Origin of the sequence: Bradyrhizobium sp. ORS 278 (assembly GCF_000026145.1) — a bacterium.
In the GTDB taxonomy this organism is placed as follows: domain Bacteria; phylum Pseudomonadota; class Alphaproteobacteria; order Rhizobiales; family Xanthobacteraceae; genus Bradyrhizobium.
In genome coordinates this window covers 3,945,530-3,968,813 of record NC_009445.1, presented here as the reverse complement: position 1 = coordinate 3,968,813, position 23,284 = coordinate 3,945,530, and the positions used below count along the sequence as shown (strand labels likewise).

General features: G+C 66.2%; 21 protein-coding genes. 9 read left to right on the top strand and 12 right to left on the bottom strand.

The genetic code is table 11. The features are described 5' to 3' along the window. The first annotated feature begins 20 nt into the window (after positions 1 to 20). Positions 21 to 794, top strand: coding sequence for a LamB/YcsF family protein (locus tag BRADO_RS17740; RefSeq protein WP_011926702.1), 774 nt, complete (start codon positions 21 to 23; stop codon positions 792 to 794). 15 nt (positions 795 to 809) lie between these two features. Here BRADO_RS17740 and BRADO_RS35445 read toward each other — a convergent pair whose 3' ends face one another. The 5 genes from BRADO_RS35445 to BRADO_RS17715 all read right to left on the bottom strand — a co-directional run bounded on the left by BRADO_RS35445 (position 810) and on the right by BRADO_RS17715 (position 6,614). Next, entirely contained in the window at positions 810 to 959 is a 150-nt protein-coding gene (locus BRADO_RS35445; protein WP_173363506.1) for a hypothetical protein, read from the bottom strand. 174 nt (positions 960 to 1,133) lie between these two features. Then, positions 1,134 to 2,741 (bottom strand): sulfite reductase subunit alpha, encoded by a 1,608-nt coding sequence (locus BRADO_RS17735; protein WP_011926701.1) that lies wholly within the window; start codon positions 2,739 to 2,741, stop codon positions 1,134 to 1,136. Further along, the gene (locus tag BRADO_RS17730) at positions 2,738 to 4,528 is read right to left on the bottom strand and encodes a NirA family protein (RefSeq protein ID WP_041756664.1); all 1,791 of its coding nucleotides are present in this window, start codon (positions 4,526 to 4,528) and stop codon (positions 2,738 to 2,740) included. The genes BRADO_RS17735 and BRADO_RS17730 overlap by 4 nt, the downstream gene beginning before the upstream one ends. Positions 4,529 to 4,872: 344 nt before the next feature. Continuing rightward, positions 4,873 to 6,027 carry a CmpA/NrtA family ABC transporter substrate-binding protein gene (locus BRADO_RS17720; protein WP_011926699.1) on the bottom strand — a complete coding sequence of 385 codons (1,155 nt, stop codon included), beginning with the start codon at positions 6,025 to 6,027 and terminating at the stop codon, positions 4,873 to 4,875. Next, a complete protein-coding gene (locus BRADO_RS17715) occupies positions 6,024 to 6,614 on the bottom strand; it encodes an ANTAR domain-containing response regulator (protein WP_008965342.1) in 591 nt (196 codons plus the stop codon). Before BRADO_RS17715 ends, BRADO_RS17720 begins: the two co-directional genes overlap by 4 nt. Positions 6,615 to 6,725: 111 nt before the next feature. On the opposite strand from BRADO_RS17715, the gene rimO reads away from it, so the two are divergent. Beyond that, positions 6,726 to 8,063, top strand: a complete 1,338-nt coding sequence (gene rimO / locus BRADO_RS17710) for a 30S ribosomal protein S12 methylthiotransferase RimO (RefSeq protein WP_011926698.1) — start codon at positions 6,726 to 6,728, stop codon at positions 8,061 to 8,063. Between the two features lie 7 nt (positions 8,064 to 8,070). Here rimO and BRADO_RS17705 read toward each other — a convergent pair whose 3' ends face one another. Then, the gene (locus tag BRADO_RS17705) at positions 8,071 to 9,198 is read right to left on the bottom strand and encodes a DUF2336 domain-containing protein (protein WP_011926697.1); all 1,128 of its coding nucleotides are present in this window, start codon (positions 9,196 to 9,198) and stop codon (positions 8,071 to 8,073) included. 425 nt (positions 9,199 to 9,623) lie between these two features. Between BRADO_RS17705 and BRADO_RS17700 the strand changes: the two genes are divergently transcribed. Further along, a complete protein-coding gene (locus BRADO_RS17700; RefSeq protein ID WP_011926696.1) occupies positions 9,624 to 10,820 on the top strand; it encodes an acetylornithine transaminase in 1,197 nt (398 codons plus the stop codon). Positions 10,821 to 10,849: 29 nt separating this feature from the next. Here BRADO_RS17700 and BRADO_RS17695 read toward each other — a convergent pair whose 3' ends face one another. Further along, the gene (locus tag BRADO_RS17695; RefSeq protein ID WP_244422838.1) at positions 10,850 to 11,851 is read right to left on the bottom strand and encodes an LLM class flavin-dependent oxidoreductase; all 1,002 of its coding nucleotides are present in this window, start codon (positions 11,849 to 11,851) and stop codon (positions 10,850 to 10,852) included. Between the two features lie 223 nt (positions 11,852 to 12,074). Between BRADO_RS17695 and BRADO_RS17690 the strand changes: the two genes are divergently transcribed. Together BRADO_RS17690 and BRADO_RS17685 are read left to right on the top strand one after the other, a co-directional pair. Continuing rightward, entirely contained in the window at positions 12,075 to 12,356 is a 282-nt protein-coding gene (locus BRADO_RS17690; RefSeq protein ID WP_011926694.1) for a hypothetical protein, read from the top strand. Between the two features lie 120 nt (positions 12,357 to 12,476). Next, positions 12,477 to 13,226: a hypothetical protein gene (locus BRADO_RS17685; RefSeq protein ID WP_011926693.1), complete on the top strand. Its 750-nt coding sequence runs from the start codon at positions 12,477 to 12,479 to the stop codon at positions 13,224 to 13,226. 16 nt (positions 13,227 to 13,242) lie between these two features. Here the strand turns inward: BRADO_RS17685 and BRADO_RS17680 are convergent, their stop codons facing one another. From BRADO_RS17680 to pcsA, 3 genes are all read right to left on the bottom strand, one after another. Further along, positions 13,243 to 14,217 (bottom strand): quinone oxidoreductase, encoded by a 975-nt coding sequence (locus tag BRADO_RS17680; protein WP_041756661.1) that lies wholly within the window; start codon positions 14,215 to 14,217, stop codon positions 13,243 to 13,245. A gap of 202 nt (positions 14,218 to 14,419) precedes the next feature. Beyond that, positions 14,420 to 15,145, bottom strand: a complete 726-nt coding sequence (locus tag BRADO_RS17675) for a TerC family protein (protein ID WP_011926691.1) — start codon at positions 15,143 to 15,145, stop codon at positions 14,420 to 14,422. Further along, on the bottom strand, positions 15,142 to 15,876 hold the full coding sequence (gene pcsA / locus BRADO_RS17670; protein ID WP_011926690.1) for a phosphatidylcholine synthase: 735 nt from the start codon (positions 15,874 to 15,876) through the stop codon (positions 15,142 to 15,144). Before pcsA ends, BRADO_RS17675 begins: the two co-directional genes overlap by 4 nt. Before the next feature lie 118 nt (positions 15,877 to 15,994). Here pcsA and BRADO_RS17665 point away from each other — a divergent pair, with 118 nt between their 5' ends. Beyond that, the gene (locus BRADO_RS17665; RefSeq protein WP_011926689.1) at positions 15,995 to 17,209 is read left to right on the top strand and encodes a UbiH/UbiF family hydroxylase; all 1,215 of its coding nucleotides are present in this window, start codon (positions 15,995 to 15,997) and stop codon (positions 17,207 to 17,209) included. 7 nt (positions 17,210 to 17,216) lie between these two features. Here BRADO_RS17665 and BRADO_RS17660 read toward each other — a convergent pair whose 3' ends face one another. Further along, positions 17,217 to 18,170 carry an AEC family transporter gene (locus BRADO_RS17660; protein ID WP_011926688.1) on the bottom strand — a complete coding sequence of 318 codons (954 nt, stop codon included), beginning with the start codon at positions 18,168 to 18,170 and terminating at the stop codon, positions 17,217 to 17,219. 119 nt (positions 18,171 to 18,289) lie between these two features. Here BRADO_RS17660 and hspQ point away from each other — a divergent pair, with 119 nt between their 5' ends. Next, a complete protein-coding gene (gene hspQ, locus BRADO_RS17655) occupies positions 18,290 to 18,622 on the top strand; it encodes a heat shock protein HspQ (protein ID WP_008965329.1) in 333 nt (110 codons plus the stop codon). Between the two features lie 163 nt (positions 18,623 to 18,785). Here the strand turns inward: hspQ and BRADO_RS17650 are convergent, their stop codons facing one another. Continuing rightward, positions 18,786 to 19,568, bottom strand: coding sequence for an invasion associated locus B family protein (locus BRADO_RS17650; protein ID WP_041756660.1), 783 nt, complete (start codon positions 19,566 to 19,568; stop codon positions 18,786 to 18,788). A 272-nt stretch (positions 19,569 to 19,840) separates the two neighbouring features. On the opposite strand from BRADO_RS17650, the gene BRADO_RS17645 reads away from it, so the two are divergent. Both BRADO_RS17645 and BRADO_RS17640 read left to right on the top strand, forming a co-directional pair. After that, on the top strand, positions 19,841 to 21,655 hold the full coding sequence (locus BRADO_RS17645; protein ID WP_041757579.1) for an extracellular solute-binding protein: 1,815 nt from the start codon (positions 19,841 to 19,843) through the stop codon (positions 21,653 to 21,655). A gap of 49 nt (positions 21,656 to 21,704) precedes the next feature. Continuing rightward, positions 21,705 to 23,213 (top strand): class I adenylate-forming enzyme family protein, encoded by a 1,509-nt coding sequence (locus BRADO_RS17640; protein ID WP_041757577.1) that lies wholly within the window; start codon positions 21,705 to 21,707, stop codon positions 23,211 to 23,213. Positions 23,214 to 23,284 lie beyond the last annotated feature (71 nt).

The window sequence follows — 23,284 nt, the reverse complement described above, 5'->3', positions numbered from 1 at the left end:
TCAACGCGCGGAGCCCTGACATGACCAGCACCGTCGACCTGAACTGCGACCTCGGAGAAAGCTTTGGCCCTTGGGAGATGGGCAACGACGCCGCAATGATCGAACTGGCGACGTCGGTCAACGTGGCCTGCGGCTTCCATGCCGGCGATGCCGACATCATGCGCCGGACGGTCGAGATGGCGAAGGCCAAAGGCGTCAGCATCGGCGCGCATCCCGGCTATCGCGATCTGCACGGCTTCGGCCGCCGTCCGGTGCCCGGTCTGAAATCATCGGAGATCGAGAACCTCGTCGCCTATCAGATCGGCGCGCTGCAGGCGATCGCGACTGCCGCCGGCCACAAGGTCACGCATGTGAAGGCGCATGGCGCATTGTCCAACGTCGCCTGCGAGGACGACATGACGGCGAACGCGATCGCGAAGGCGATCAAGGCCGTCGATCCCAGCCTGATCTTCGTCGTGCTGGCCAATTCGAAGCTGGTGACTGCGGGCGAGAAGGCGAACCTGTCGATGGCGCACGAGGTGTTCGCCGATCGCGCCTATGACGACAACGGCCTGCTGGTCTCACGCAGCAAGCCCGGCGCCGTGCTGCACGATCCCAAGCAGATTGCCGACCGCGTCGTGCGCATGGTCCAGGACGGCGCTGTCGTCTCGGTGACGGGCAAGGTGATGAAGATGCGCACCGACACCGTCTGCATTCACGGCGATACCGCCGGCGCCGTCGAGATCGCCCGCGAGGTGCGCCAGGCGCTCGACGCGGCGGGCATCAAGGTGGCGCCGTTCAAGAGGGCGCCGTGAGGAGAAGGAGCTTGATCAGAACGGATGCGTGAACGGCATGCCCAGCGTGATCGCTGCGATCAGGGCCACGGCCCCATAGAATGCGACCAGTGCCGCCGTCGTGTTCCGCTCGCGCATCGCCCGGGCCTGGGGCGTCGGGCGCAAGGGCGTCGTGATCGTCTGCATGGCCGGTCTCCTGGAGTTCCGACCACGAGAGAAAAGCGTTCTCGCAGGTCGATGCAAGGCAACCGGGCAAATAACGACAAGACTCCTGTTTCGGATCTGCAGGGAACCAAAACATTCTCGGCCGGAGTTCCGGCCGAGAATTTTATCCGCCGCCTTTCTTGAGGTTCCGGCGGGTTAATAAACGTCCAGCTGGAACCGGCCTTTCTTCTTGAGGTCCGCGACGAAGCTGACGGCCTCGTCGGTCGAGCGGGCGCCGAACTGGGCGACGATGTCGACGAGCGCGCGCTCGACATCCTTGGCCATGCGCTTAGCGTCGCCGCAGATGTAGAGATGCGCGCCGCCGGCGAGCCAGGTCCACACCTCGCGACCGACCTCGCGCATGCGGTCCTGGACGTAGAACTTCTTGTCGCCGTCGCGCGACCACGCCAGCGACAGCCGCGTCAACAGGCCAGAGGTCTTCATCGCATTGAGCTCATCGGCGTAGAAGAAGTCGCAGTCGCTGCGCTGGTGGCCGAAGAACAGCCAGTTCTTGCCCGGCGCACCGGTCGCCCTGCGATCATGCAGGAAGGCGCGGAACGGCGCGATGCCGGTGCCCGGGCCGACCATGATGATCGGCGTCTTCGGATCGGCCGGCAGTGCAAAGCCGTGCGCCTTCTGCACGTAGACGCGCAGTCTGTCGCCGGGATTGATACGCTCGGCGAGGAACGTCGAGGCAAGGCCAAGCCGCTTGCGCTTGCCGATGACGTAGCGGACGCAGTCGACGGTGAGCGAGAGTTTGCCGGGCGTGGCGTTGTGCGACGAGGAGATCGAGTACAGCCGCGGCTGCAGCGGCTCCAGCGCCTCGACGAACGCTTCCGGATGCGGCCGGACGCCGGAGAACTTCTGCAGCACAGCCATGACGTCGAGCGTCGCGGCATCGCCATCGGGATCCTCGCCCTGCGCCAGCCGCCGCGCCTTCTCGCGCGTGGCGCCGCCGGTGATGAAGGAGATCAGCTCGAATAGCGAATCCGGCGCCGGTGACAGCGAGACGTCCTCGAGCAGGCACTGCCGCAGCGGCTTGCCGTTGACCTCGGTCATGTGCGAGGCGCCGAGCAACGCGATGATCTGGTCGACGAGGCCGAGATCGTTCTTGGCAAAGATGCCGAAGGAATCGCCGACGACGTAGTCGAGCCCGGCCTCCGCGAGATCGAACTCGATGTGCCAGGTCTCCTTCTCCGAGCCCGGCTTGTTCAGCAGCCGCCGCGACAGGAACGTCGCCTCGACCGGATTGTCGCGCGAGCGGCCGGGCGCGCTGACGACAACGGAGACGTTGGCCGGCGTCGCGGTCACGGCCGCCGGCTTGGCGGCAGGCGAAGCCTTGTCGATCTCCTCATACAGCGCCTTCAGCATCCGCGCGGTTTCCTTGCCGCCGGGGACGCACAGATTGAGGCGCGTCTCGCTGTGATCGGCGATCGCGTCCGAGTAGTCGCTGCAATTGTAGCCGCACTGGCCGCAGTCCTGCTGCGCCATCGCCGCCATCATACGACGGCGCAGCGGGCGGCCTTCGGCAAGCTTCATGCGCTCGGTGATTGGCATGGTCTGATCGTGCCACGGCGCCTCGCCGTCATCGCCGTCGCCGGCGGGAGCAAGCGCGGTGCCGTTCTGCGCAGGAGCCAATGGCGTCGAGCCGTCGAGGCCGAGCGCGCCGGCGAGGAAGCCGTTGAGCCAGGAGCGCTGCGCTTCCGAGAACGGCGCGGTCGGAGGAATGATCTCGAGCTTCGGCATCGGTGTGATCTGGTTCATGCTGACACCTCGGACGAGGTCTGGGCTTCGGCGAGCTTGCGAAGAGCGTCGCCGTCATGGCGGCGGGCAAACGACAAGAAGGTCTCTTCCGGCGAAGTGCGATGGGCGAGATAGGCCTTGAGCAGCTTCTCGACGGTACCCGGCGCGTCCTCAGCTTTGAGGTCGCGATACACCTCGCGGCCGATATCGGCCTGCGGACCGAAGCCGCCACCGGCGAACAGATGATAGCCCTCGACCGTGTCATCGCCGTCGCCGACCGGCACCTTGGCCGCGATCATGCCGATGTCGCTGATGTAGTGCTGGGCGCAGGAGTGATGGCAGCCGGTGAGATGGATGTTCAGCGGCGTGTCCATCCCCACCCTGCCCTCGCACCAGTCGGCGATCTCGGCCGCGTGCTTCTTGGTGTTGGCCGCGGCGAATTTGCAGCCGGCATTGCCCGTGCAGGCGATCAGCCCGGCGCGGATGTGCGAGGCTGTCGTGGCGAGCCCGATCTGCGCGATCGCCGCACTGGCCAAGCTGACTTTGTCGTCGCTCACACCGGACAGCAGCAGGTTCTGCCAGACCGTCAGCCGGATGTCGCCGTCACCGAGATCGGCCGCGATCTTTGCGAGCGCGCGCATCTGATCGCTCGTCAGCTTGCCCAGCGGCAGCACGACGCCGATCCAGTTGAGCCCAGACTGTTTCTGAGGGTGCACGCCGATATGCGCCATGCGGTCCGCCTCGGGCCTTGGCTTCAGCGCCTCGTCCGGCACACGCGCGAGCGTGCGGCCGAGCCTCGCCTCGACGGCCTCCATGAACTTGTCATGGCCCATGCTGTCGAGAACGTATTTCAGCCGGGCCTTCAGCCGATTGGTGCGGTCGCCGGTCTCGATGAACAGCCGCACGATGGCATCAGCGACCTCGGTCGCCTTGTCCGGCTCGACAATGATGCCAGTCGGTTTGGCAAAGTCCTTATGGCCGGTGATGCCACCGAGGCCGAGCCTGAACCAAACGCCCGGCGCAACGCCAAAGCCGTCCTTCACCTCGACCGCGGAGAACGCGATGTCGTTGGTGTCCTCGAGCGCAGCGATGCGGCCGGCGCCGTCGAAGGCGACGTTGAACTTGCGCGGCAGGCTGTAGAGCGAGCGGTCGTTGAGGATGTGGAAGTGCCACTCGCGCGCATAGAGCCGTGTATCCAAGAGCTCCTGCGGATCGATGCCGGCGGTCGGAGTGCCCGTGACGTTGCGGATGTTGTCGGCGCCCGAGCCGCGCGCGGTGAGGCCGAGATCGGAGAGGCCTTCAAGCAGCATCACAGCATGCTTGGGCGGGATTTCGCGCAGCTGCAGATTGGCGCGCGTCGTGACGTGGCTGTAAGGACCGCAGAGCCGATCGGCGAGATCGGCGAGGCCGGACAGCTGCCAATGCTTCATGATGCCGTTGGGAATGCGCAGCCGGCACATGTAGGAGTTCTGCGCCGGCGCGACGTGGAACAGGCCGTGATAGCGCCAGCGGAAATTGTCGGCGGCCGAAGGTGCGGCATTGCTGCGGGCCTGCGCCTTCAGCCGCTCATAGGCGTCGAACGGATGCAGCTCGCGCTTGATTTTTTCCTGGTCGGCGAGCTTGCGGCCTGCCGCGAGCAGCTTGTCCTGCGCTTTGATATGAAGGGCGTCCGGCCCGGTCGGCTCGGTTGCGACAGCAGCAGCAGACTGGCCACGTCCGGCGAGCGTGACCTTCAGGCCGGCGGCCAAGCCTTCCAGATAGCGCTTCTGCTCGTCGTTGAAGTCGACAGACAACGGCTCGATTTTCATGATGGCGGACGAAGCTCCAGCGGCCATGGCGATTGGCGTCGGGGGATGGGATGAGGATCGCGGCGCCCGAACGGCCAGCCTTGGCCTTCTTCAGGAGAGCGATCCGACCAGCTTCGTTGCTGCGGAAATCCGACATGGATTGCAGCCAGCGGCATCTGCGGCGGCTGACTGCACTGCAATATTCAAGTTGCGTGCCAGCCGCGACGGTCAGGAAATATGAGGATTATCAGGAGCCTGAACGAATCATTAGCCCCGCGATGGCGGCCTCAAGCCCTCAAACGCGAGCACCCCGCCCAATTTTTGATCGGCGAAGAGCTCTGCCTGCTTTCTATCCGGACGAAAAATCAGGCCGTCCAGCGGCGAATCTTGAAGGCCTTCAGATGGCCCAGGACATCGTCCGCCGCGAACGGCGGGCCGGCGAAGGCGCCGATGGCGGCATCCTGGGCCTGCCCCTGGGTGCCAAGCGCCGCATCATAGATATCCGGGCGGAACACTCCCATCGCCGTGCTCAGCGCTTCGCTGCTGAGCGGCGTCTGGCTCCAGCGGACCATCTGCGCGTACAGCCAGGCCGCCTGGATCTTTTCCGGCCGCGCCGCCCCCTCGCGGCCGATCAGCAAATAGCGAGCGCTGTCACGAAAGGTGCCGTCCGGCGAGATCTTCAGCCGGCCATCGAGCGTTCGCTTGAGCACCTCGGCGTCGACGCCGATCCGCTCCGGTTGGGCCAGGACCCGCGCCGCGTCGTCGTGGTTCTGCTCGATGAAGTCAGCGGCGCGGGCGCAGGCCCGGACGAGGGCGGCCAAGGCATCGCGGTTCTTGTCCGCCCAACTCTGCCTGACCGCCAGAACCTTCTCGGCCGCGCGGACCAGGACGTCCGAGACGAAATGCAGGATGTGGCCAATTCCAAGATCGACGGCGATCGAATTCCAGGGCGCGCCGACGCAGAAGGCGTCGACGTGACCGTTGGCGATGCTCTCGACCATGTAGGGTGGCGGCAGCACCACCAAGCGAACGTCCTCGTCTGGATCGACGCCACCGGCCGCCATCCAGAACCGGAGCTGGTAGTTGTGGGTCGAGAACGGAAACGTCATGCCGAAGGTCAGCGGCTCGGCACCGGCCTTGCGGCGCGCGGCCACCACGCGCGAGAGCGCCAGCGCGGTGGCCATCGGATCGAAGCGATCGCCGTCGAGATGCGCCATGAGCTCGGCATGCAGCGCCGGCGTGACCGTGATCGCGTTGCCGTTCACGCCGAGACTGAACGGCGCCACGATCGGAACCTTCACATGGCCGATGCCGAGACTGGAAGCGATCGCGACCGGAGCCAGCAGATGCGCGGCATCGAACAGGCCGATGTTGAGCTTGTCGCGGACGTTGGACCAGGAGACCTCGCGCACCAGCGTGACGTCGAGCCCTTCGGCGGCCGTGAAGCCCTTGTCGACGGCGACGATCAGCGCCGCGGCATCGACCAGCGGAATGAAGCCAATGCGAAGCGACCCGGTCATTTCAGCATCTCCGAGGCGGTCAGGATCGACTGCGCGATCTCACCGATCTTTTTCTTCTCGCGCATCGCCGTGGAGCGCAGCAGCACATAGGCCTCCTCCTCGGTGAAGCCCTTCATCTTCATCAGAATGCCCTTGGCGCGGTCGATGACCTTGCGATCCTCCAGCGCGGACTTGGTGCGCTCCAGCTCGTCCTGCAGCTTCGAGAAGGCATTGAAGCGCGAGATGCAGAGGTCGAGGATCGGCTTGATCCGCTCCTTCTTCAGACCATCGACGATGTAGGCCGACACGCCGGCCTCGACCGACGCCTGGATCGAGGCGGCATCGCTCTGATCGACGAACATCGCGATCGGCCGTCGGACCGCCCTGCTCACCTGGAACATCTGCTCGAGCACGTCGCGGCTCGGGTTTTCCAGGTCGATGACGATGACGTCAGGGTCCAGCGCATAGATCCGCGCCAGCAGGCCCTGCATCTCGCTCACATGCACGACGCCGGTAAATCCCGCCTCCCGCAGACCCTCCTCCAGGATGGCGGCGCGGATCGGGCTCTCGTCGACGATCACGATTTTAGGCGACTGCTCGGCGCTCATCGTTCACCAGTTGTCCGGACCGAATCCATAGCATGGACGCCACCGGCTTAAAGCCTTGTCTTTCTGAGCAATTCGGACTAGCTGACGCGTATCCCATCAGGCAGTTCCAAGATGCAGCAGGGTTCCGCGCCCAATTCCGCGCCCAAGATCAGCTTTGTTTCGCTCGGTTGTCCGAAGGCGTTGGTCGATTCCGAGCGCATCATCACGCGGCTTCGCGCCGAGGGCTACGAGCTCGCCCGCAAGCATGACGGCGCCGACGTCGTCATCGTCAACACCTGCGGCTTCCTCGACAGCGCCAAGCAGGAATCGCTGGCGGCGATCGGCTCGGCCATGGCCGAGAACGGCAAGGTGATCGTCACCGGCTGCATGGGCGCCGAGCCCGAGCAGATCGAGCAGGCCTATCCCGGCGTGCTGTCGATCACCGGTCCCCAGCAGTACGAAAGCGTCCTGGACGCCGTTCACCGCGCGTCGCCGCCCGTGCACAACCCTCATCTGGATCTGGTTCCTCCCCAGGGCATCAAGCTGACGCCCCGGCACTACGCCTATCTGAAGATTTCCGAAGGCTGCAACAACAGGTGCAGCTTCTGCATCATCCCGAAGCTGCGCGGTGATCTGGTCTCGCGGCCGGCTGCGGATGTGCTGCGCGAGGCTGAGCGGCTGGTCGCAGCCGGCGTCAAGGAGCTGCTGGTCATCTCGCAGGACACGTCCGCCTATGGCCTCGACATCAAATACGCCGAGAGCCCGTGGAAGGACCGCAGCGTCCGGGCCCGTTTCCTCGACTTGGCCCGTGAGCTCGGCGAGCTCGGCGCCTGGGTGCGGCTGCACTATGTCTACCCCTACCCGCATGTCGACGAGGTCATCGGCCTCATGACCGACGGCAAGGTGCTGCCTTATCTCGACATCCCGTTCCAGCATGCCAGCCCCAACGTGCTGAAGGCCATGCGGCGGCCGGCGGCGCAGGACAAGACGCTGGACCGCATCAAGGCCTGGCGCGGGGCCTGCCCGGATCTGGCGCTGCGCTCGACCTTCATCGTCGGCTTCCCCGGCGAGACCGACGAGGATTTCGCCTATCTGCTGGACTGGCTGGACGAGGCGGAGATCGACCGGCTCGGCTGCTTCAAATATGAGCCGGTGGCCGGCGCGACGTCGAACGCGCTGCCCGGCCAGGTGCCCGACGAGGTCAAGCAGGAGCGCTGGAACGCCTTGATGGCGCGCCAGCAGAAGATCTCCGCGCGGCGGCTGAAGCGGAAAGTCGGAACCCGGCAGCAGATCATCATCGACGAGGTCGGTCCGACCGTCGCCAAGGGGCGTTCAAAGGCTGATGCACCGGAGATCGACGGGGCCGTCTATCTCTCCAGCCGGAGGCCGCTGCGGGCCGGCGAGATCGTCACGGCCAAGATCGAGCGCGCCGACGAATACGACCTGCACGGCACTGTGGCGGGGTTCTGATCCCGGCTCATGCACCGCTCGCCGACGAGCCCGCTCTGACGTTCCACAGCTTGATGAGCCGTGTCGCCTCGTCGAGCGTGAGCTCGAGATATTTGGCCTTCAGCTTCGTCAGCTCGTCCGGTTTGGTCGCGCCGGAAACGAAACGGCTGTCGAGGATTGCTGCGACAGTGGTCCAACTTAGTCCTGCCGCCTTGCAGGGCACGAGGATGCCATCGCTGCGCAGGCTCTGCATCAGCGGGCGCACGAGCTCGATGCTGCATTTCGCCAGCTCCGCGATCGCCGCAATGGTCTCCGTGTAGCGCCGCTGCCGCGCGAAATCGAACAGCATGGCCTCGTTGAGCTTGCCGCTCTGACGCAGCTGCCCGATGGTCAGCTTGGCCCCGCCGAAGTCGCGGCAACGCGACATATCCCGGTCCGTATCCGCCGTCGCCGAGGCGATCGCGCCACGAATCTCCTCGTAGAGGTGTGGCGGCGCCGAGGCGAGCAGCCTCGTTTTCACCGCCTCGCTTGCGCCCTGCAACAAGGCCCGGCGCAGCGCGGCCGGCAGATCGGCGCGAATGCCCGTGGCAATGGCCAGCTCGGGATCGCCGGCCGCCTGCGCCAGGATGATGGAGAAGCCGGCCGCCGAAATGCGAGCGCCCGGGTTCTTCATCAGCTTGCGGCTGACGCTCGGAAAGCGCCGGGCCAGCAGCGCGTCGGTCACCACCTCCTGAAGCCACCAGCGCCCGGCGATCGCGATCAGGTGCCTCTCGCCACAACTGCCGGCAATCTCGATCAGATCGTCATTGCTGAGCCGCGGCGACTCCGAGAGCACCGGGCCGGCGACGGCGATGTCGTCGTGATGCGCGAGCCGCCGGATGACGGTGACGGGCGTCTGCGGCACTGGCGCGAGCTGGGCGCTGAGCTCGGCGAGCGCGATCCGCGCACCGACGTCCGCCAGAGCCCGCAGCTCGATCGTGTTGACCAGACGTTCGAACACGTCGGCGAACAGAGCGTGCTGCTCGACGTCCATGTTGCCCGCGGATGCGATGAACAGCGATGCCACCCGCTCGGCCACGCCGGAGCAGCGTTCGGCTGAGCCGGTGGCGATCGCCGCCTGGACTTCATCGGCGATGGAAAGATGCGGGTTTGGCATCGCTCGTCCTGAGCGGGAGGGTTTGATCCGACAGCACGGTAAATCCTGCCGCTAAATGTTTGGTAAAAATTGAACTAAAGGGTTGCACGCCAGGACTATCCCGGTTGCTGTTGCGCCAGCCGGATGTGATGTGCTCACCCAACGAGCGAGCTCGGCCGCCTCGCTCACACGATCCCGGCAACGCCGTATGTTGACAGCCCTCCCGGTTTCCCTGTATGGCCGCTACATGATCTTCAACCGGACCAACCGCCGCGCCGCCGTTTGCCGTCGTCACCGCCGTGACGATGTCGGGGCGCGCCATGTCCGAAGACGTTGCTGATCAGTTAAGCTCATCAGCTCCAGGTTTTCGAGAAGGCCGCTCCCGCAAAGGAGCGGCCTTCTCGCTTTTGCGCCCCCACCTTCCCCTCGAGCACAGGAGACCGACCATGCTGACCGCCTCGCATCCGTACGACGCTCTGATGGAGATCACGGCGCGTCCGCGCACCGTCTTCGTCCAGGGCAAGGGCTCCTGGCTGTGGGACGACGGCGGCAAGCGCTATCTCGACTTCATCCAGGGCTGGGCGGTAAATACGCTCGGCCATGCCCCGCCCGAGCTAGCCAAGGCGCTCGCGGACCAGGCGGCCCGGCTGATCACACCGAGCCCGGCCTGTTTCAACGACACCAGCCTGCAACTGGCGAAAGCACTCACCGAGCGCTCCTGCTTCGACCAGGTGTTCTTCGCGAACTCGGGCGCGGAGGCCAATGAGGGCGCCATCAAGCTGGCGCGCAAGTACGGCGCGCTGCGCAAGAACGGCGCCTATGAGATCATCACCTTCGAGGGCGGCTTTCATGGCCGGACGCTCGCCACCATGTCAGCCTCCGGCAAGAAGGCGTTCGAGCCGCTGTTCGAGCCGAAGGTGCCGGGCTTCCCCAAGGCGCGCCTGAACGATATCGCCTCGGTCGAGGCGCTGGTCTCCGACAGCACCGTCGCGATCATGCTGGAGCCGATCCAGGGCGAAGCCGGCGTGTGGCCGGCGACGGACAAGTTCCTGCAGCAGCTGCAGACGCTCACCACCAGGCACGGCCTGCTGCTGATCGTCGACGAGATCCAGACCGGGATGGGCCGGACCGGCAAGCTGTTCGGCTATGAGCATGCCGACGTCCTTCCGGACATCATGACGCTCGGCAAGGGCATCGGCGGCGGCGTCCCGCTCGCCGCCCTGCTCGCGACCAGCGAGGCGTCCTGCTTCGAGCATGGCGATCAGGGAGGCACCTTCAACGGCAACCCGCTGATGTGTGCGGCCGGCCTCGCCATCCTCGACATCGTCGCCAAGCCGGAGTTTCTCAAGGCCGTGACCGACAACGGCCTCTATCTGGAAAGCGAGCTGCAGCGTTTGTCGGCGCGGCACGGCCTGGGCCAGGTGCGCGGTCACGGCCTGCTGCTGGCGCTCGACGTCGTCAGGCCGATCGCTCCCTCGATCGTGGCGCATGCATTCGAACTCGGCCTGCTCTTGAACGCGCCCCGGCCGGATACGCTGCGCTTCATGCCGGCGCTCAACGTCACGCGCGACGAGATCGCGGCGATGATCGAGATGCTGGATGGCATCCTGACCAAGACCGGCGCGGCGCGCTGCGTGGCCTGAGCAGGCTGGTCCAAAGCGGCGGTGCCGCGTCAGCCGGGCCGCCCCTCCAGGACGTGGGTGCGGAACGTTTCGAGCAGCTCGCAGCGGCGCAGCGCGTCGGTGCTGGTCGGGACCAGCAGCACGCTGCGCGGGCCAGCCGTGGCGAGCTCGACGAGCTTGGCGCGGACCTCGTCATGGCTGCCGATCAGTGAGCGCGCGAGGAAGCCGTCGACGTTGGTCGGCGGCACTTCGGCGCCGGGAGCGGCGGACAGCCGGCGGCGGCGATCGAAGAATTGTTGCAGGAACGGGGCCGCCTCGGTCATGGCCGCCTCCCGCGTCCGAGCGCTGCAATAGAAGCGCGACACCGCAAGGCGCGGATCGGCGCCGGGGCGCCGTGCCTGATAGCTTCGCAGCATCTGTCTGACGTCATCGATCGTCGAGGTCAGCCCGGCCATCAGCCCATGACCATGCGCGGCCGCGTCATCGAGCGCGACATCGCTGGCCGATGCGATCCAGGTCGGAACCGGCTGCTGCAGCGGGCGCGGCGTCAGCCTGAGACGATCGACCCGAAAGTAATGGCCGTGGTGCGAGACCTCGTCCTCCGTCAGTAGACGTTGGATCAGATGCAGCGCCTCGAGCATGCGCGGGCGCGTCTCCTCGGGCGGCACTCCGAAATTCCGGTTCTGCTCCGGAAACGGCCCGCCGCGCGCGACGCCGAAATCAAGCCGCCCATTGCTCAGGATGTCGATCGTGGCGATGTCCTCGGCGACCTCGATGGGCCGGCGGAACGGCAGCAGCACGGCCGCCGTGCCCAGACGGATCCTTGAGGTTCGCGCGGCGAGATAGCCGAGCAGCGGAGAGATCGACGGGCTCGAGCTGCCGGCGTCGAAATGATGCTCCGAGATCCAGGCCTCGTCGAAGGCGAGTGCCTCAGCCTTGAGCACCAGATCGGTTTCGGCCTGAATGGCCGCGGCATGGCCGTGGCCGTGATTGTCGTAGGGGCAGAAGATGCCAATGCGCACAGGAGTCATGACGCCGAAGTCTACCGACATCCTCAGCGGCTTTCCAGCCGATTGACCCAGATCAAAGACAAATACCCCTTGGAACAACGATCTTGGCGGGGCCAAACACCTGCGATCCGATGCATGACGTTGTATCTCACGGGATATAGCGTCGTACGGGATGTGATCAGCTCGTCAGGGACGAGGCTTGCCGGACCAAGCTGATGATCATCCCGCCGACAACGACGTCGGCACGCAAGAAGGAGATGCAAATATGGCGAGAGACAATCTGGCGCGGGTGCTGCCCGTCGAGGACACGCGCAGCCACATCGCCCCCGCTGCCGCCACTGAAGAAGTGTTGATCCACGTCCGCTTCTTCCCGAATTCCGACATCAACATGATCGGCGAGAAGCCCGCCGGCCTGACCGCCAACCAGTGGTACGAGCGGCTGCTGGACGTCGCCCGTCCGCATTATCAGACGTTCGCCGGCGGCCGCGGCTTCTTCCGCATTCCCCGCCCCTGCTTCGAGGCGATCCTCAAGGACGTCGCGGCCTGATCGAGGCTCGTTTCGAATGAGGCGGTGAGCGTCCTCTCCGCCTCATTCCTGTCGACCGCGGCGCGCCGGGTGCGCCGCGGCCGCTGGCGTTCATCGTCACGGCAATGGCGGAGGATGGGGATGAGCGACGCGGCCTTTCGTGAACTGCAGCGCAGTTTCGCTGCGCTTGTTGCCTCGACCGCCGGGCCGAACCTGGCGGACACGCTGGCCGATCGGGCCTTCGATCTGTTCGAAGCCAACATCGATGCGCAGACGGCGCATCTGCCGGCACTCGCCTGCGCCAAGGGCTGTCCCTCATGCTGCGCGCTGCGGGTCACGGCCACCGCACCCGAAATCTTTCTGCTCGCCCGCTACATCCGCCAGATCGACACGCGCATGGCGGCCACGGCGCTCGGCTCGCTGGCGCGCCGAGTCAAACTGGCCAATCGCACCACACGTGGCCTCGGCGAGACCGAGCGGATGGCGCTGCGCCAGCCCTGTCCATTCGTGGTCCGCGGCGGCTGCATCATTCATGCGGTGCGCCCGCTCGCCTGTCGCGGGCATGCCTCGTTCGATCGTCGCGCCTGCGCGCAGGCGATGGCCGGGCGGGATGTCGAGGTGCCGGTCTCGGCGCCGCATGTCGCGCTGCGCAGCCTGGTGCAGGATTCGCTTCGGGCGGCGCTGGATTCGGCAGGACTCGCCTCGGGGCTCTATGAGCTGAACCAGGGGCTTGCACTGGCGCTCGAGGATCCCAAGCGCGAGAGCGCCTGGCGCCGCGGAGAGGATAGCCTCGCGCCGGCGCGGATCGAGCCGGCCATGGCGGCCCAGACGGATCAGGTGTTCTGGAGCCGGGCGGCCGGCGACGAGGCCGCCCTCCGCGACGAGGCTTGAGCCACGGCCTCGCGCATCACGGCTTCAGGATCGACGCGCCCGTGGTGGCGCGGCTCTCGAGATCGGCATGGGCGCGCGCGGCGTCCTTCAGCGCGTAGGCGTGATTGATCGGCACGTGTAGCTTGCCGCTGATCACCGCGGAGAACAGCGTGTCCGCGCCTTCCAGCAGTTCCGAGCGCTTGCCGACATAGTCGTTGAGCTTCGGCCGGGTCGCGAACAGCGAGCCGTGGCTGTTCAACTCGGCGATCGAGAATGGTGGTACCGGACCCGAGGCGTTGCCGAAGCTGACGAACAGGCCGCGCGGCTTGAGGCAGGACAGCGATCCCGGGAAGGTCGACTTGCCGACGCCGTCATAGACCACGTCGCATCCTTCCCCGCGGCTGATCTGCTTCACCCGCGCGACGAAATCCTCTTCATTGTAGAGGATGACGTGATCGCAGCCATTGGCGAGCGCGAGATCGGCCTTGGCCTTGGAGCCGACGGTGCCGATCACATGCGCGCCGAGCGCGCGCGCCCATTGGCAGGCCAAGAGGCCGATGCCGCCGGCGGCGGCGTGGATCAGTACACGATGATGCGGTTCGACCTTGAAGGTCTTGTGCAGCAGGTACCACACGGTCAACCCCTTGAGCATCAGCACGGCGCCCTGTTCATAGGTGATGTGGTCGGGCAGCTTGACCAGGCGCTGCCAGCCGATGTTGCGCTCGGTGGCGTAGCCGCCCAGATTTTCGTAGTAGGCGACGCGGTCGCTGGGATGGAAGTGCGTCACGCCGGGGCCGACCGCGATCACCTCGCCCGCCGCCTCGTTGCCGGCCACGAATGGAAGACCAGGCGCCTTGTACAGGCCGGTGCGATAATACACGTCGATGAAGTTCAGGCCGATCGCATGCTGGCGGATGCGGACCTCGCCCGGCCCGGGGGCGGCCAGATCGACCGGCTCGTAGACGAGCGCCTCCGGCCCACCCACCTTGTGCACGCGCACCGCCTTGGCCATCCCGCGATCTCCCCTTCGGACTCCCTCCCGGCCGCATCTGAGAATCCGGCGCAAGAAGCTTTGATAATTACCTGATTCTCGGCGGACATTCGGTTCGTCGCGCGGGCCGGCGCGCGCTTTCGGCCGGCCGGCGCGTCAAGCCAAGGCGATCAAGCGAGCCTTGTCAACTCGGCCCGGCGGCATCTCGGCCTCAGCCTCAGTCTCAGCCTCGGCGCTTCCTGCGGTTGCGCGAGGCCATGACGTTGAAGGCCTCGACCGCGAGTGCGAAGGCGATTGCGAAGTAGATGTAGCCGCGCGGGATGTGGAACTCGAAGCCGTCGGCCACCAGCGCGACGCCGATCAGCACCAGGAAGGCAAGCGCCAGCATCTTGGTGGTCGGATGATTGGCGACGAAGCGCGCGACCGGCCCGGACGAAACGTACATGATCACGACCGCGATGATCACCGCCGCGATCATGATCTCGAGATCCTGCGCCATGCCGATCGCCGTGATGATCGAGTCGAGCGAAAACACGAGATCGATGACGATGATCTGTGCGATCACCCAGAAGAAGCTGCTGCGCCCGCCGGCCTGCGGCCCCTCCTCCTCCCGGGCCTCGACCTCGGCGTGGATCTCGTGCGTCGCCTTGGCGATCAGGAACAGGCCGCCGCCGATCAGGATGATGTCGCGCCAGGAGAAGCCGAGCTTGCCGATCGAGAATACCGGCTGGGTGAGGCCGATCAGCCAGACCAGCACGCTGAGCAGCATGATGCGGAAGATCAGCGCCAGCGCCAGCCCGATCTGCCGGGCGCGCGTCGACTGCGGCTCGGGGATGCGCGCGGTGATCACCGACAGGAAGATGACGTTGTCGATGCCGAGAACGATTTCCAGCGCGGTCAGCGTCAGCAAAGCCGCCCAGGCTTCGGGACTGGTGAGAAGGTCGATCATGCTTTCAAGGATCTCAACAGGCGGATCGCGGAGTCGCTCGCGACGATGTAAAGGCCGATCGCGCACAGCAGGACCGTCACGGCCGGGTGCACAATGAAGTTCTGCCGGAGAGCGTAAATCACCAGCACGCCCCACAGCACGACCAGCGGCAGCGTCAGCCAGCGCAGCCGCTGCACGCGTACCGGATGGATGACGTGGAATGGTGCAAAGGTGAGCGCGATCAGGAGCGCGAGGCCGAGCGTGGCGAGCAGCGGCGAGGGATGCAGCAGGAACAGATACAGCGCGGCAATGTTCCACAGGCCGGGGAAGCCTCGGAAATGATTGTCGTCGCTCTTCATGCGGCGGTCGGCGAAATACAGCGCGCCGGTCACCGCGATGCCGACGCCGATCACCGGTGCTGCCAGCGGCAGCAGCAGGCCGCTTGCGGTGATCGCATAGGCCGGCACGAACACATAAGTCGTGAAGTCGACGACGAGATCGAGCACGTCCCCCGACCAGTCCGGCTGCACATGGACGACGTCGAGCCAGCGCGCGAAGGGACCATCGATGCCGTCGATGACCAGCGCGACGCCGAGCCACCAGAACATCGCGGTCCAGTGCTCGCGCACCGCCTCGAGCATGGCAAGCAGCGCGACGCCGGCGCCAAGCGCCGTGAACACATGGACCGAAAACGCGGCCGCGCGATGCGCGGGCGTCGGGGATACCGCGCTCTCTGGTCTGACCTGATCCATGCTGGCTCACTGCTATCAGGAATCGGAGCGAATTGCATATCGCCGCTTGCGGCGATGCGCCGCGCAGGCGCGCGGGATCACTCTTGAAAATGCCGGCGGGAACGTCAAATGTTCCGGCATGACCCAGGCAGACACCAGCTCCGAACACACCAGCTTCGACGTCATCGTCGTCGGCGGCGGCCCCGCGGGGCTCGCGGCCGCGATCGCGCTTGCGCAGACCGGCGCCCGGACCGCGCTCGTCGCCCGGCATGCCCCCTATGCGGACAACCGCACCACCGCCCTGCTCGGCGGCTCGGTCGATTTTCTCGACGAGATCGGCGTCTGGTCGTCGTGCCGTGATCGCGCCGCCGGCCTGAAGACGATGCGGCTGGTCGACGATACCGGCCGGCTGATCCGCGCGCCCGAGGTGCGGTTCGTCGCCGAGGAGATCGGGCTCGACGTGTTCGGCTACAACATCGCCAATGCGGTGCTGGTCGAAGCGCTTGAAAAGCGCGCCGCCGAGATCAACGAATTGGTGCGGATCGCGGAGGACGCGGAAAGCGTTCAGAGCGGCATTGATGCGGTCACCGTCACCACTGCGTCCGGCCACATGCTGAGCGCGGCGCTCGTGGTTGGCGCCGACGGCCGGCATTCGCTGTGCCGCGAGGCGGCCGGCATCGGCGTCAGCCGGCGTCCGCTGCAGCAGGCGGCGCTGACGTTCAACATCAGCCACGCGCGCCCGCACCATAACGTCTCGACGGAATTCCACACACCACACGGTCCGTGCGTATTCGTACCGTTGCCCGGCGACCGCTGCAGCGTCGTATGGGTGGCTTCGCCGAAGGACGTGGAGCGACTGCAGGGGCTCGACGACGACGCGCTGTCGGCGGCGGCCGAGCGGCAATCGCATTCGATCTTCGGCCGTGTCCATGTCGAGCCCGGCCGTCATGTGTTTCCGCTCGCGATCGAGCGGCCGCAACGCTACGCGCAGAACCGCATCGCTCTGATCGGCGAGGCCGCGCATGTGGTGCCGCCGATCGGCGCGCAGGGCCTCAATCTCGGACTGCGCGACGGCATCGACATCGCTGCCGTCGTGGCCAAGGCCAAGGCGGCCGGCGAGGATCCCGGCGCACAGCAGGTGATCGCCCGCTATGGCGCCGCGCGCCGCGCCGATATCCTGAGCCGTACCTTCGTGATCGACGTCGCCAATCGCTCGCTGCTCAGCGACCTCCTGCCGATGCAGTCGGTACGCGCGGTCGGCATGCATCTGATCGGCGGCATCGGGCCGCTGCGGCGGCTGGCGATGCGTGAGGGTCTGGCGCCGTCCTGGCGCACGTCCCGCAAGGCCGGCTGAGAGCGGACTACGGGAACGCCAGCCGGCCGCTCTGGATCAGCCACATCGCCGTCGTGAGTGTCAGGACGGAAGCGAAGGTGCCGATCAGCACTGCCGATGACGCCGGCTCGATCCAGCTGTCGTGCTGGCGCGCGATCACGAACACGTTGAGCGCGGGCGGCAGCGCCGCCATCAGCACCGCGGTCGCGGCCCAGGGCTGCGCGAACGGCCCGAACAGCAGCATCAGGGCCAACGATACCAGCGGGTGAATCACGAGCTTCACGACCGTGAGCACCGGCACCTCCCAAGGCAGCCGCTCGAACGGGCGAAGCGCCACCGTCACGCCCAGCGCGAACAGCGCCGTCGGCGCCGCGGCGTTCTGCAGGAACTGCAGGGTGCGATCGATCACGGTCGGCGGATGCAGCTGCAATGCCGCCGCGAGGATGCCCGCCGCGGTCGCCATGATCAGCGGGTTCCGCAGGATCTGCTGCAGCACGGTGCGCACGGCATGCCCCAACGAGGCATGGTCGCGTTCGGTGAGCTCCACCAGCAGCGGCACGATCGAGAACAGGAAGATGCTGTCGCAGCAGAAGATCAGCGCTGTGGGCGCGGCGGCCTTCGGCCCGAGCACGGCGAGCGCCAGCCCCGGCCCCATATAGCCGATATTGCCGTAGCCGCCGGCGAGCCCGGCCATCGTCGCCTCGCGCAGCGACAGCCGGCCGATCAGCTTGCCCAGCACCAGCGCCAGCGTGAAGGTGAGCATGGTCGCAAGCGTCGTTGCAACCAGGAAGGGAGGGTTGCTCAGTTCCGCGAATGGCGTGCGTGCGATGAGGTTGAACATCAAGGCAGGCAGCGACACGTAGAGCAGGAAGAAGTTCATCCAGGACAGTCCGGACTCCGGCAGCCCCTTCCATTTACCGCAGGCGAACCCTATGAAAACGACGCCGAAATACGGCAGGGCGAGATTGAGAATGTCGAACATGGGTCTTTGCGGAGGCCCGTCGGGGGCCTTGGAATGCGGGGCGCGAATCAGGCGGTGTCCAGATTAAATCCGCCGCCCGGGCACTAGCATCGGCCTCAATCCTGGTCTATTCGACTAGAATGATCAAAGCGCGAACTGCCAAGTTTCAGATCGGCCAGATCGTCCGGCACCGAGTGTTCTCGTTCCGGGGCGTGATCTTCGACATCGACCCTGAGTTCAACAACACCGAGGAATGGTGGCTCTCCATCCCCGAGGAGGTTCGTCCGCATAAGGACCAGCCGTTCTACCATCTGCTGGCCGAGAACGCGGAATCCGAATACGTCGCCTATGTGTCCGAGCAGAACCTCGTTCCGGACGAGTCGGGCGAGCCCATTCGGCACTCTCAGGTGGCCGAGATCTTCATCAAGGACAAGTCCGGCGGCTATCGTCCCCGCAATCCGCTGTTGAACTGATCGCGGCGAAACTGAGCACCACCGGCGTTCGGCCGCAACTTGGCCCGAGGCAAGGTGAGGCGCCTCGCGCGCGGTGTTCACCAACAAATCCTGACCTGAATAAAAAAGGCGCTCCGACCGGAGCGCCTTTTGCGTGTCGATGCATCGAACCCTGGCGGCGTTACTACTTCGCCGGAGGCTGCGTCTGCTCCAGCTTCTTGCGCTGCTCCTCGGCGCGCTTCTGCAGCTCTTCCTGCAGCTTCTGCTGGGTCTTCTCGAACTCCTTCGGATCGGTCGGCGGGCCGTCATAGGCCTTGGCGAAGCTGCTGTTGCCTTCCTGCAGCGGCAGCGGCAGGGTCAGCGCGGTGCCGTTGGAGTTGATCGCCTGCACGTAGAGGGTCTGGCCCTTCTTGAGGCTGCCGAGGAAGTCCGCGGTCGCTTCGTAGTCGGACATGCAACCGTTCTGGAAGCAGATCACATAGGGGCTCTGCAGCGCCTGGTTGCTGTCGACCACGATACGGGTGCCGGGCTGCAGCTGCATGCCGAGCGGCAGGGTCACGCGCAGGATCTTCTTCGGCTCGCCTTCCGGCTCGATGATGACGGCTGCAACCACAGGCTGACCGGATTCGATACGCCCGTCCTTGCCGATGAAGCAGACCTGCTTGGCATTGGCGTCCTGGCCCTTGAGGCAGAACTTGGTCCAGGGCGCATAGATCAGCTGCGGCATTTCCTGCTGCTGCGCCTGCTGCTGAGGCTGGCCGGCGGCGGGAGGAGCGGCCGGCGCCTGCGCGGCCGGAGCGGGAGCCTTGGGAGCGGCCGGAGCCGGAGCCTTCGCCTTGGGTGCCGCGGGCGGCTGGGCCTGCGCCTGCACCTCCGAGGCGAACGAAACGGCCAGCGCGGTGACTGCCAGCAGGGCGACGAGCCGCCCACGCGGCCCAACCGACGAGGCCAAGTCACGGAAATTCATTGCGGAAAACCCTTTCTGAACGGCAGCGCCCGAGACCGCCAAAGGCGCCACACCAAGCCGTTGAAGCGGCTGTCTCCTCAGGAAATGAGGCGGATAAGTGACAGGCGTTGCCGCGCTGCTCAATTGACCGCTTTCATAACGTGGTACACGGAAAGATCAATGCCGCGACGCCATCTCGGAGACGCCGTTTAGCGCGCGCGGCGCTGTGGTAAAAGCCCTTCGTGGCCCGTTTCGAATCAATTGCTTGCGCCTTGATCCTGAAGCTGCAGCGCATGTCGGGCGCCGGCGCGGCGCTGGCCGGCGCGATTCTGGCGCTGTTGCAGCCAGTCTACAGTTGCGGCGCAAACGCCGCCGAAACTGCGGCAATCGCCATGCACGGCGCGCCGGCCATGCCGGCCGGCTTCGATCACATGCCCTATGTGAATCCGGATGCTCCCAAGGGCGGCCGGCTCGTCTGGGGGCTTCTCGGCACCTTCGACAGCCTGAATCCGTTCATCGTCCGCGGCGTTGCGGTGCAGCAGATCCGTAGCCATGTGGTAGAGAGCCTGCTCACCCGCGGCAATGACGAGGCGTTCACGCTCTATGGCCTGCTCGCCCGCAGCGTCGAGACGGATGACCGCAGGACCTATGTCACGTTCCACCTCGACCCCCGCGCCCGCTTCTCCGATGGCACGCAGGTCGTGGCCGATGACGTGGCGTTCTCCTTCGCGCTGCTGCGCGATCATGGCCGTCCCAACCACCGGCAATTCTACGGCAAGGTCGCGAAGGCCGATGTGCTCGATCCCCTGACGATCCGGTTCGACTTCGGCGGCACCGGGGATCGCGAGCTGCCGCTGATTCTCGGGCTGATGCCGATCCTGCCGAAGCACGCCACTGACGTTGCGAGCTTCGAGAATACGACGATGACCGCGCCGCTCGGTTCCGGCCCATATCGCGTCAGCGCGGTGCAGCCGGGCTCCAGCGTCACCTTGACCCGCAATCCCGACTATTGGGGCCGCGATCTCCCGGTCAACCGCGGGCTGTGGAACTTCGACGAGGTGCGGCTCGATTATTACCGCGAATCCAACGGCCAGTTCGAGGCGTTCAAGCGCGGCCTGTACGATTTCCGCGTCGAGACCGAGCCGCTGCGCTGGCACGACGGCTACGACTTCCCGGCTGCGCGCAATGGCGAGGTCATCCGCGACAGCTCCACCTCGGGGATGCCGCAGCCGTCGCAGTTCCTGGTGTTCAACACCCGCCGTCCGGTATTCGCCGACATCAGGGTGCGCCGTGCGTTGACCTTGTTGTTCGACTTCGAATGGATCAACCGCAACTACTTCTTCGGGCTGTACCGCCGCAGCGGCGGCTATTTCGCGGGCTCCGAGCTGTCGGCCTATGGCCGCGCGGCCGACGCCACCGAGCGCGAGCTGCTGAAGCCATTCGCAGCGCAGATTCCGACCGACATCATGGACGGCAGCTATCGCCTCCCCGTCACGGATGGCTCGGGGCGCGATCGTGCCACGCTCAAGGCCGCCCTCGATCTGCTTGCCGACGCCGGTTACGGCCTCGAAGGCACCGTGTTGCGGCACCGGGCGACGCAGGCGCCCTTGGCATTCGAGATTCTCGTGACGACGCGCGACCAGGAGCGCATCGCCCTCGCCTATGCCGGCAGCCTCAAGCGGGCCGGTATCACCGCATCGATCCGTGTGGTCGATCCCGTGCAGTTCGACCAGCGCCGGCTCTCCTTCGAGTTCGACATGATCCAGAACCGCTGGGACCAGTCGCTGTCGCCGGGCAACGAGCAGGCGTTCTACTGGGGCAGCGAGGCGGCAGACCGGACCGGAACGCGGAACTACATGGGCGCCAAGGATCCGGCGATCGATGCCATGATCGCCGCGCTGTTGCGGGCCCGCGACAGGCCGGAATTTATCTCGACCGTTCGCGCATTGGACCGTACCCTGATGGCGGGGTTCTACGCTATTCCAGTGCTCAATGCCGCCGAGGAATGGATCGCTCGGTGGAATCGTATAGAACGGCCCAAGAGAACAGCTTTGACGGGAGCGCTCCCGGAGAGCTGGTGGCAGCGGCCGGAGCCGGCATCGAAATGACCAACCGGGGCAGTTGGTCGGCCGGATCCGTGAAAGTACGGGGCAGAAGGTGAATCAGGCCAATACGTCGCCGACGCTCGACGCGTTGTTTCAACGCATCCTGGCGCGCAAGCCGGATGCCGTCGCCCTCGTCGATCCGAGCAACAAGCAGCGCGTCACCGGGCGTCCCCCGATGCGGCTCACCTACTCCGAAGCCGATCGCGTGATCTCGGCGCTGGCAGCGCATTTCATTGACGCCGGACTGCCCGCGCATTCGGTGATCGCCGTGCAACTGCCCAACACGATCGAGTTTGTGCTGACGGTGCTCGCCGCGCACCGCGCCGGCCTCGTCGTCGCTGTGTTCCCGTTGCTGTGGCGTCAGTCCGAGCTGGTCGCGGCGCTCAACCGCACCAGCGCGCGCGCGATCGTGACCATGTCCAAGATCGACGGCGTCATCCACGCGGATCTCGCGATGAACGCCGCCGCGGAGGCGTTCTCGATCCGGCACGTCTGCGGTTTCGGCAGCGATCTGCCCGAGGGCATGTATTCGCTCGACCAGTCGATCGCAAAGCCCTCCCGCTCGACGCGCGGGATCATGCCGGACGGTCGCAAGGCAGCGATCGTGTCGTTCGACGTCACGGCCGATGGTTTTCGCGCGGTGCCACGGACGCATCTCAGCCTGATCGCCGGCGGGCTCGCGGTCTCGCTCGAAAGCGATCTGCCGCAGGGCGTGAATATGATGTCGGCGTTCCTGCCGTCGTCCTTCGCCGGGCTCGCCGCCTCCGTCGTCACCTGGCTGCTGTCGGGCGGCAGCCTCGCGCTGCATCATCCGTTCGATGCCGACGCCCTGGAGCAGCAGCTCGCGCAGCTCGGCTGCGATACCCTGATCGTGCCGGCGCAGCTCGCGTTCCGTCTCGACGAAGGCGAGCTCGCGGCCCGCCTGCCCAGCCTGCGCTATGTGCTCGGCATGTGGCGCGCGCCCGAGCAGGTCGCCTCGAGCCCGGCCTGGAAGACCCACGCGATCGAGCTGACCGACGTCTATCTGTTCGGCGAGGCCGGACTGTTCGCCATCCGCCGGACCTCGGCTGACGGCAGTCCCGGTCCGGTCAAGCCGGGTCGCCAGGGTGCCCCGCGCGAGCAGCCGGGATCGTCGATCGCCGGCGAGATCCTGGTGACGCCCAAGGGGACGCTCGGCCTGCGTGGACCGATGGTCGTGGTGGCCGCCTATGCGCCGCCGCCGCCTCCGAGCGACTCGCTGATGCCGGCGCCGCCGCGTGATTTCGTCGACACCGAATACGCCGTGCGGCTCGACCGCGTCCACGACACGATCTCGATCACCGCGCCGCCGGCCGGCGTGATGGCCGTGGGCGGCTACCGCTTCCTTGCACAAGACCTGCACGAATGGTCGCGGCGCCTCGGCCAGGGCGCGCTGCTGACGGCCCTGCCCGACCGTCTGAGCGGCCATCGGCTTGCGGGCCGCGCAATGGACAATGCCCGCGCGCGCGAGGCGTTGGCCGAGCTCGGACTCAATCCGCTGATGGTCGAGGCCTTCCGCGACCGCGCCGGCTCAGGCGGCTGAAGCTGCCGTCCGGGCGAATGCGGTGCGTGCGTGTTCGGAACAGTGTTGACGGCGCGTTAACGGGAGCGACC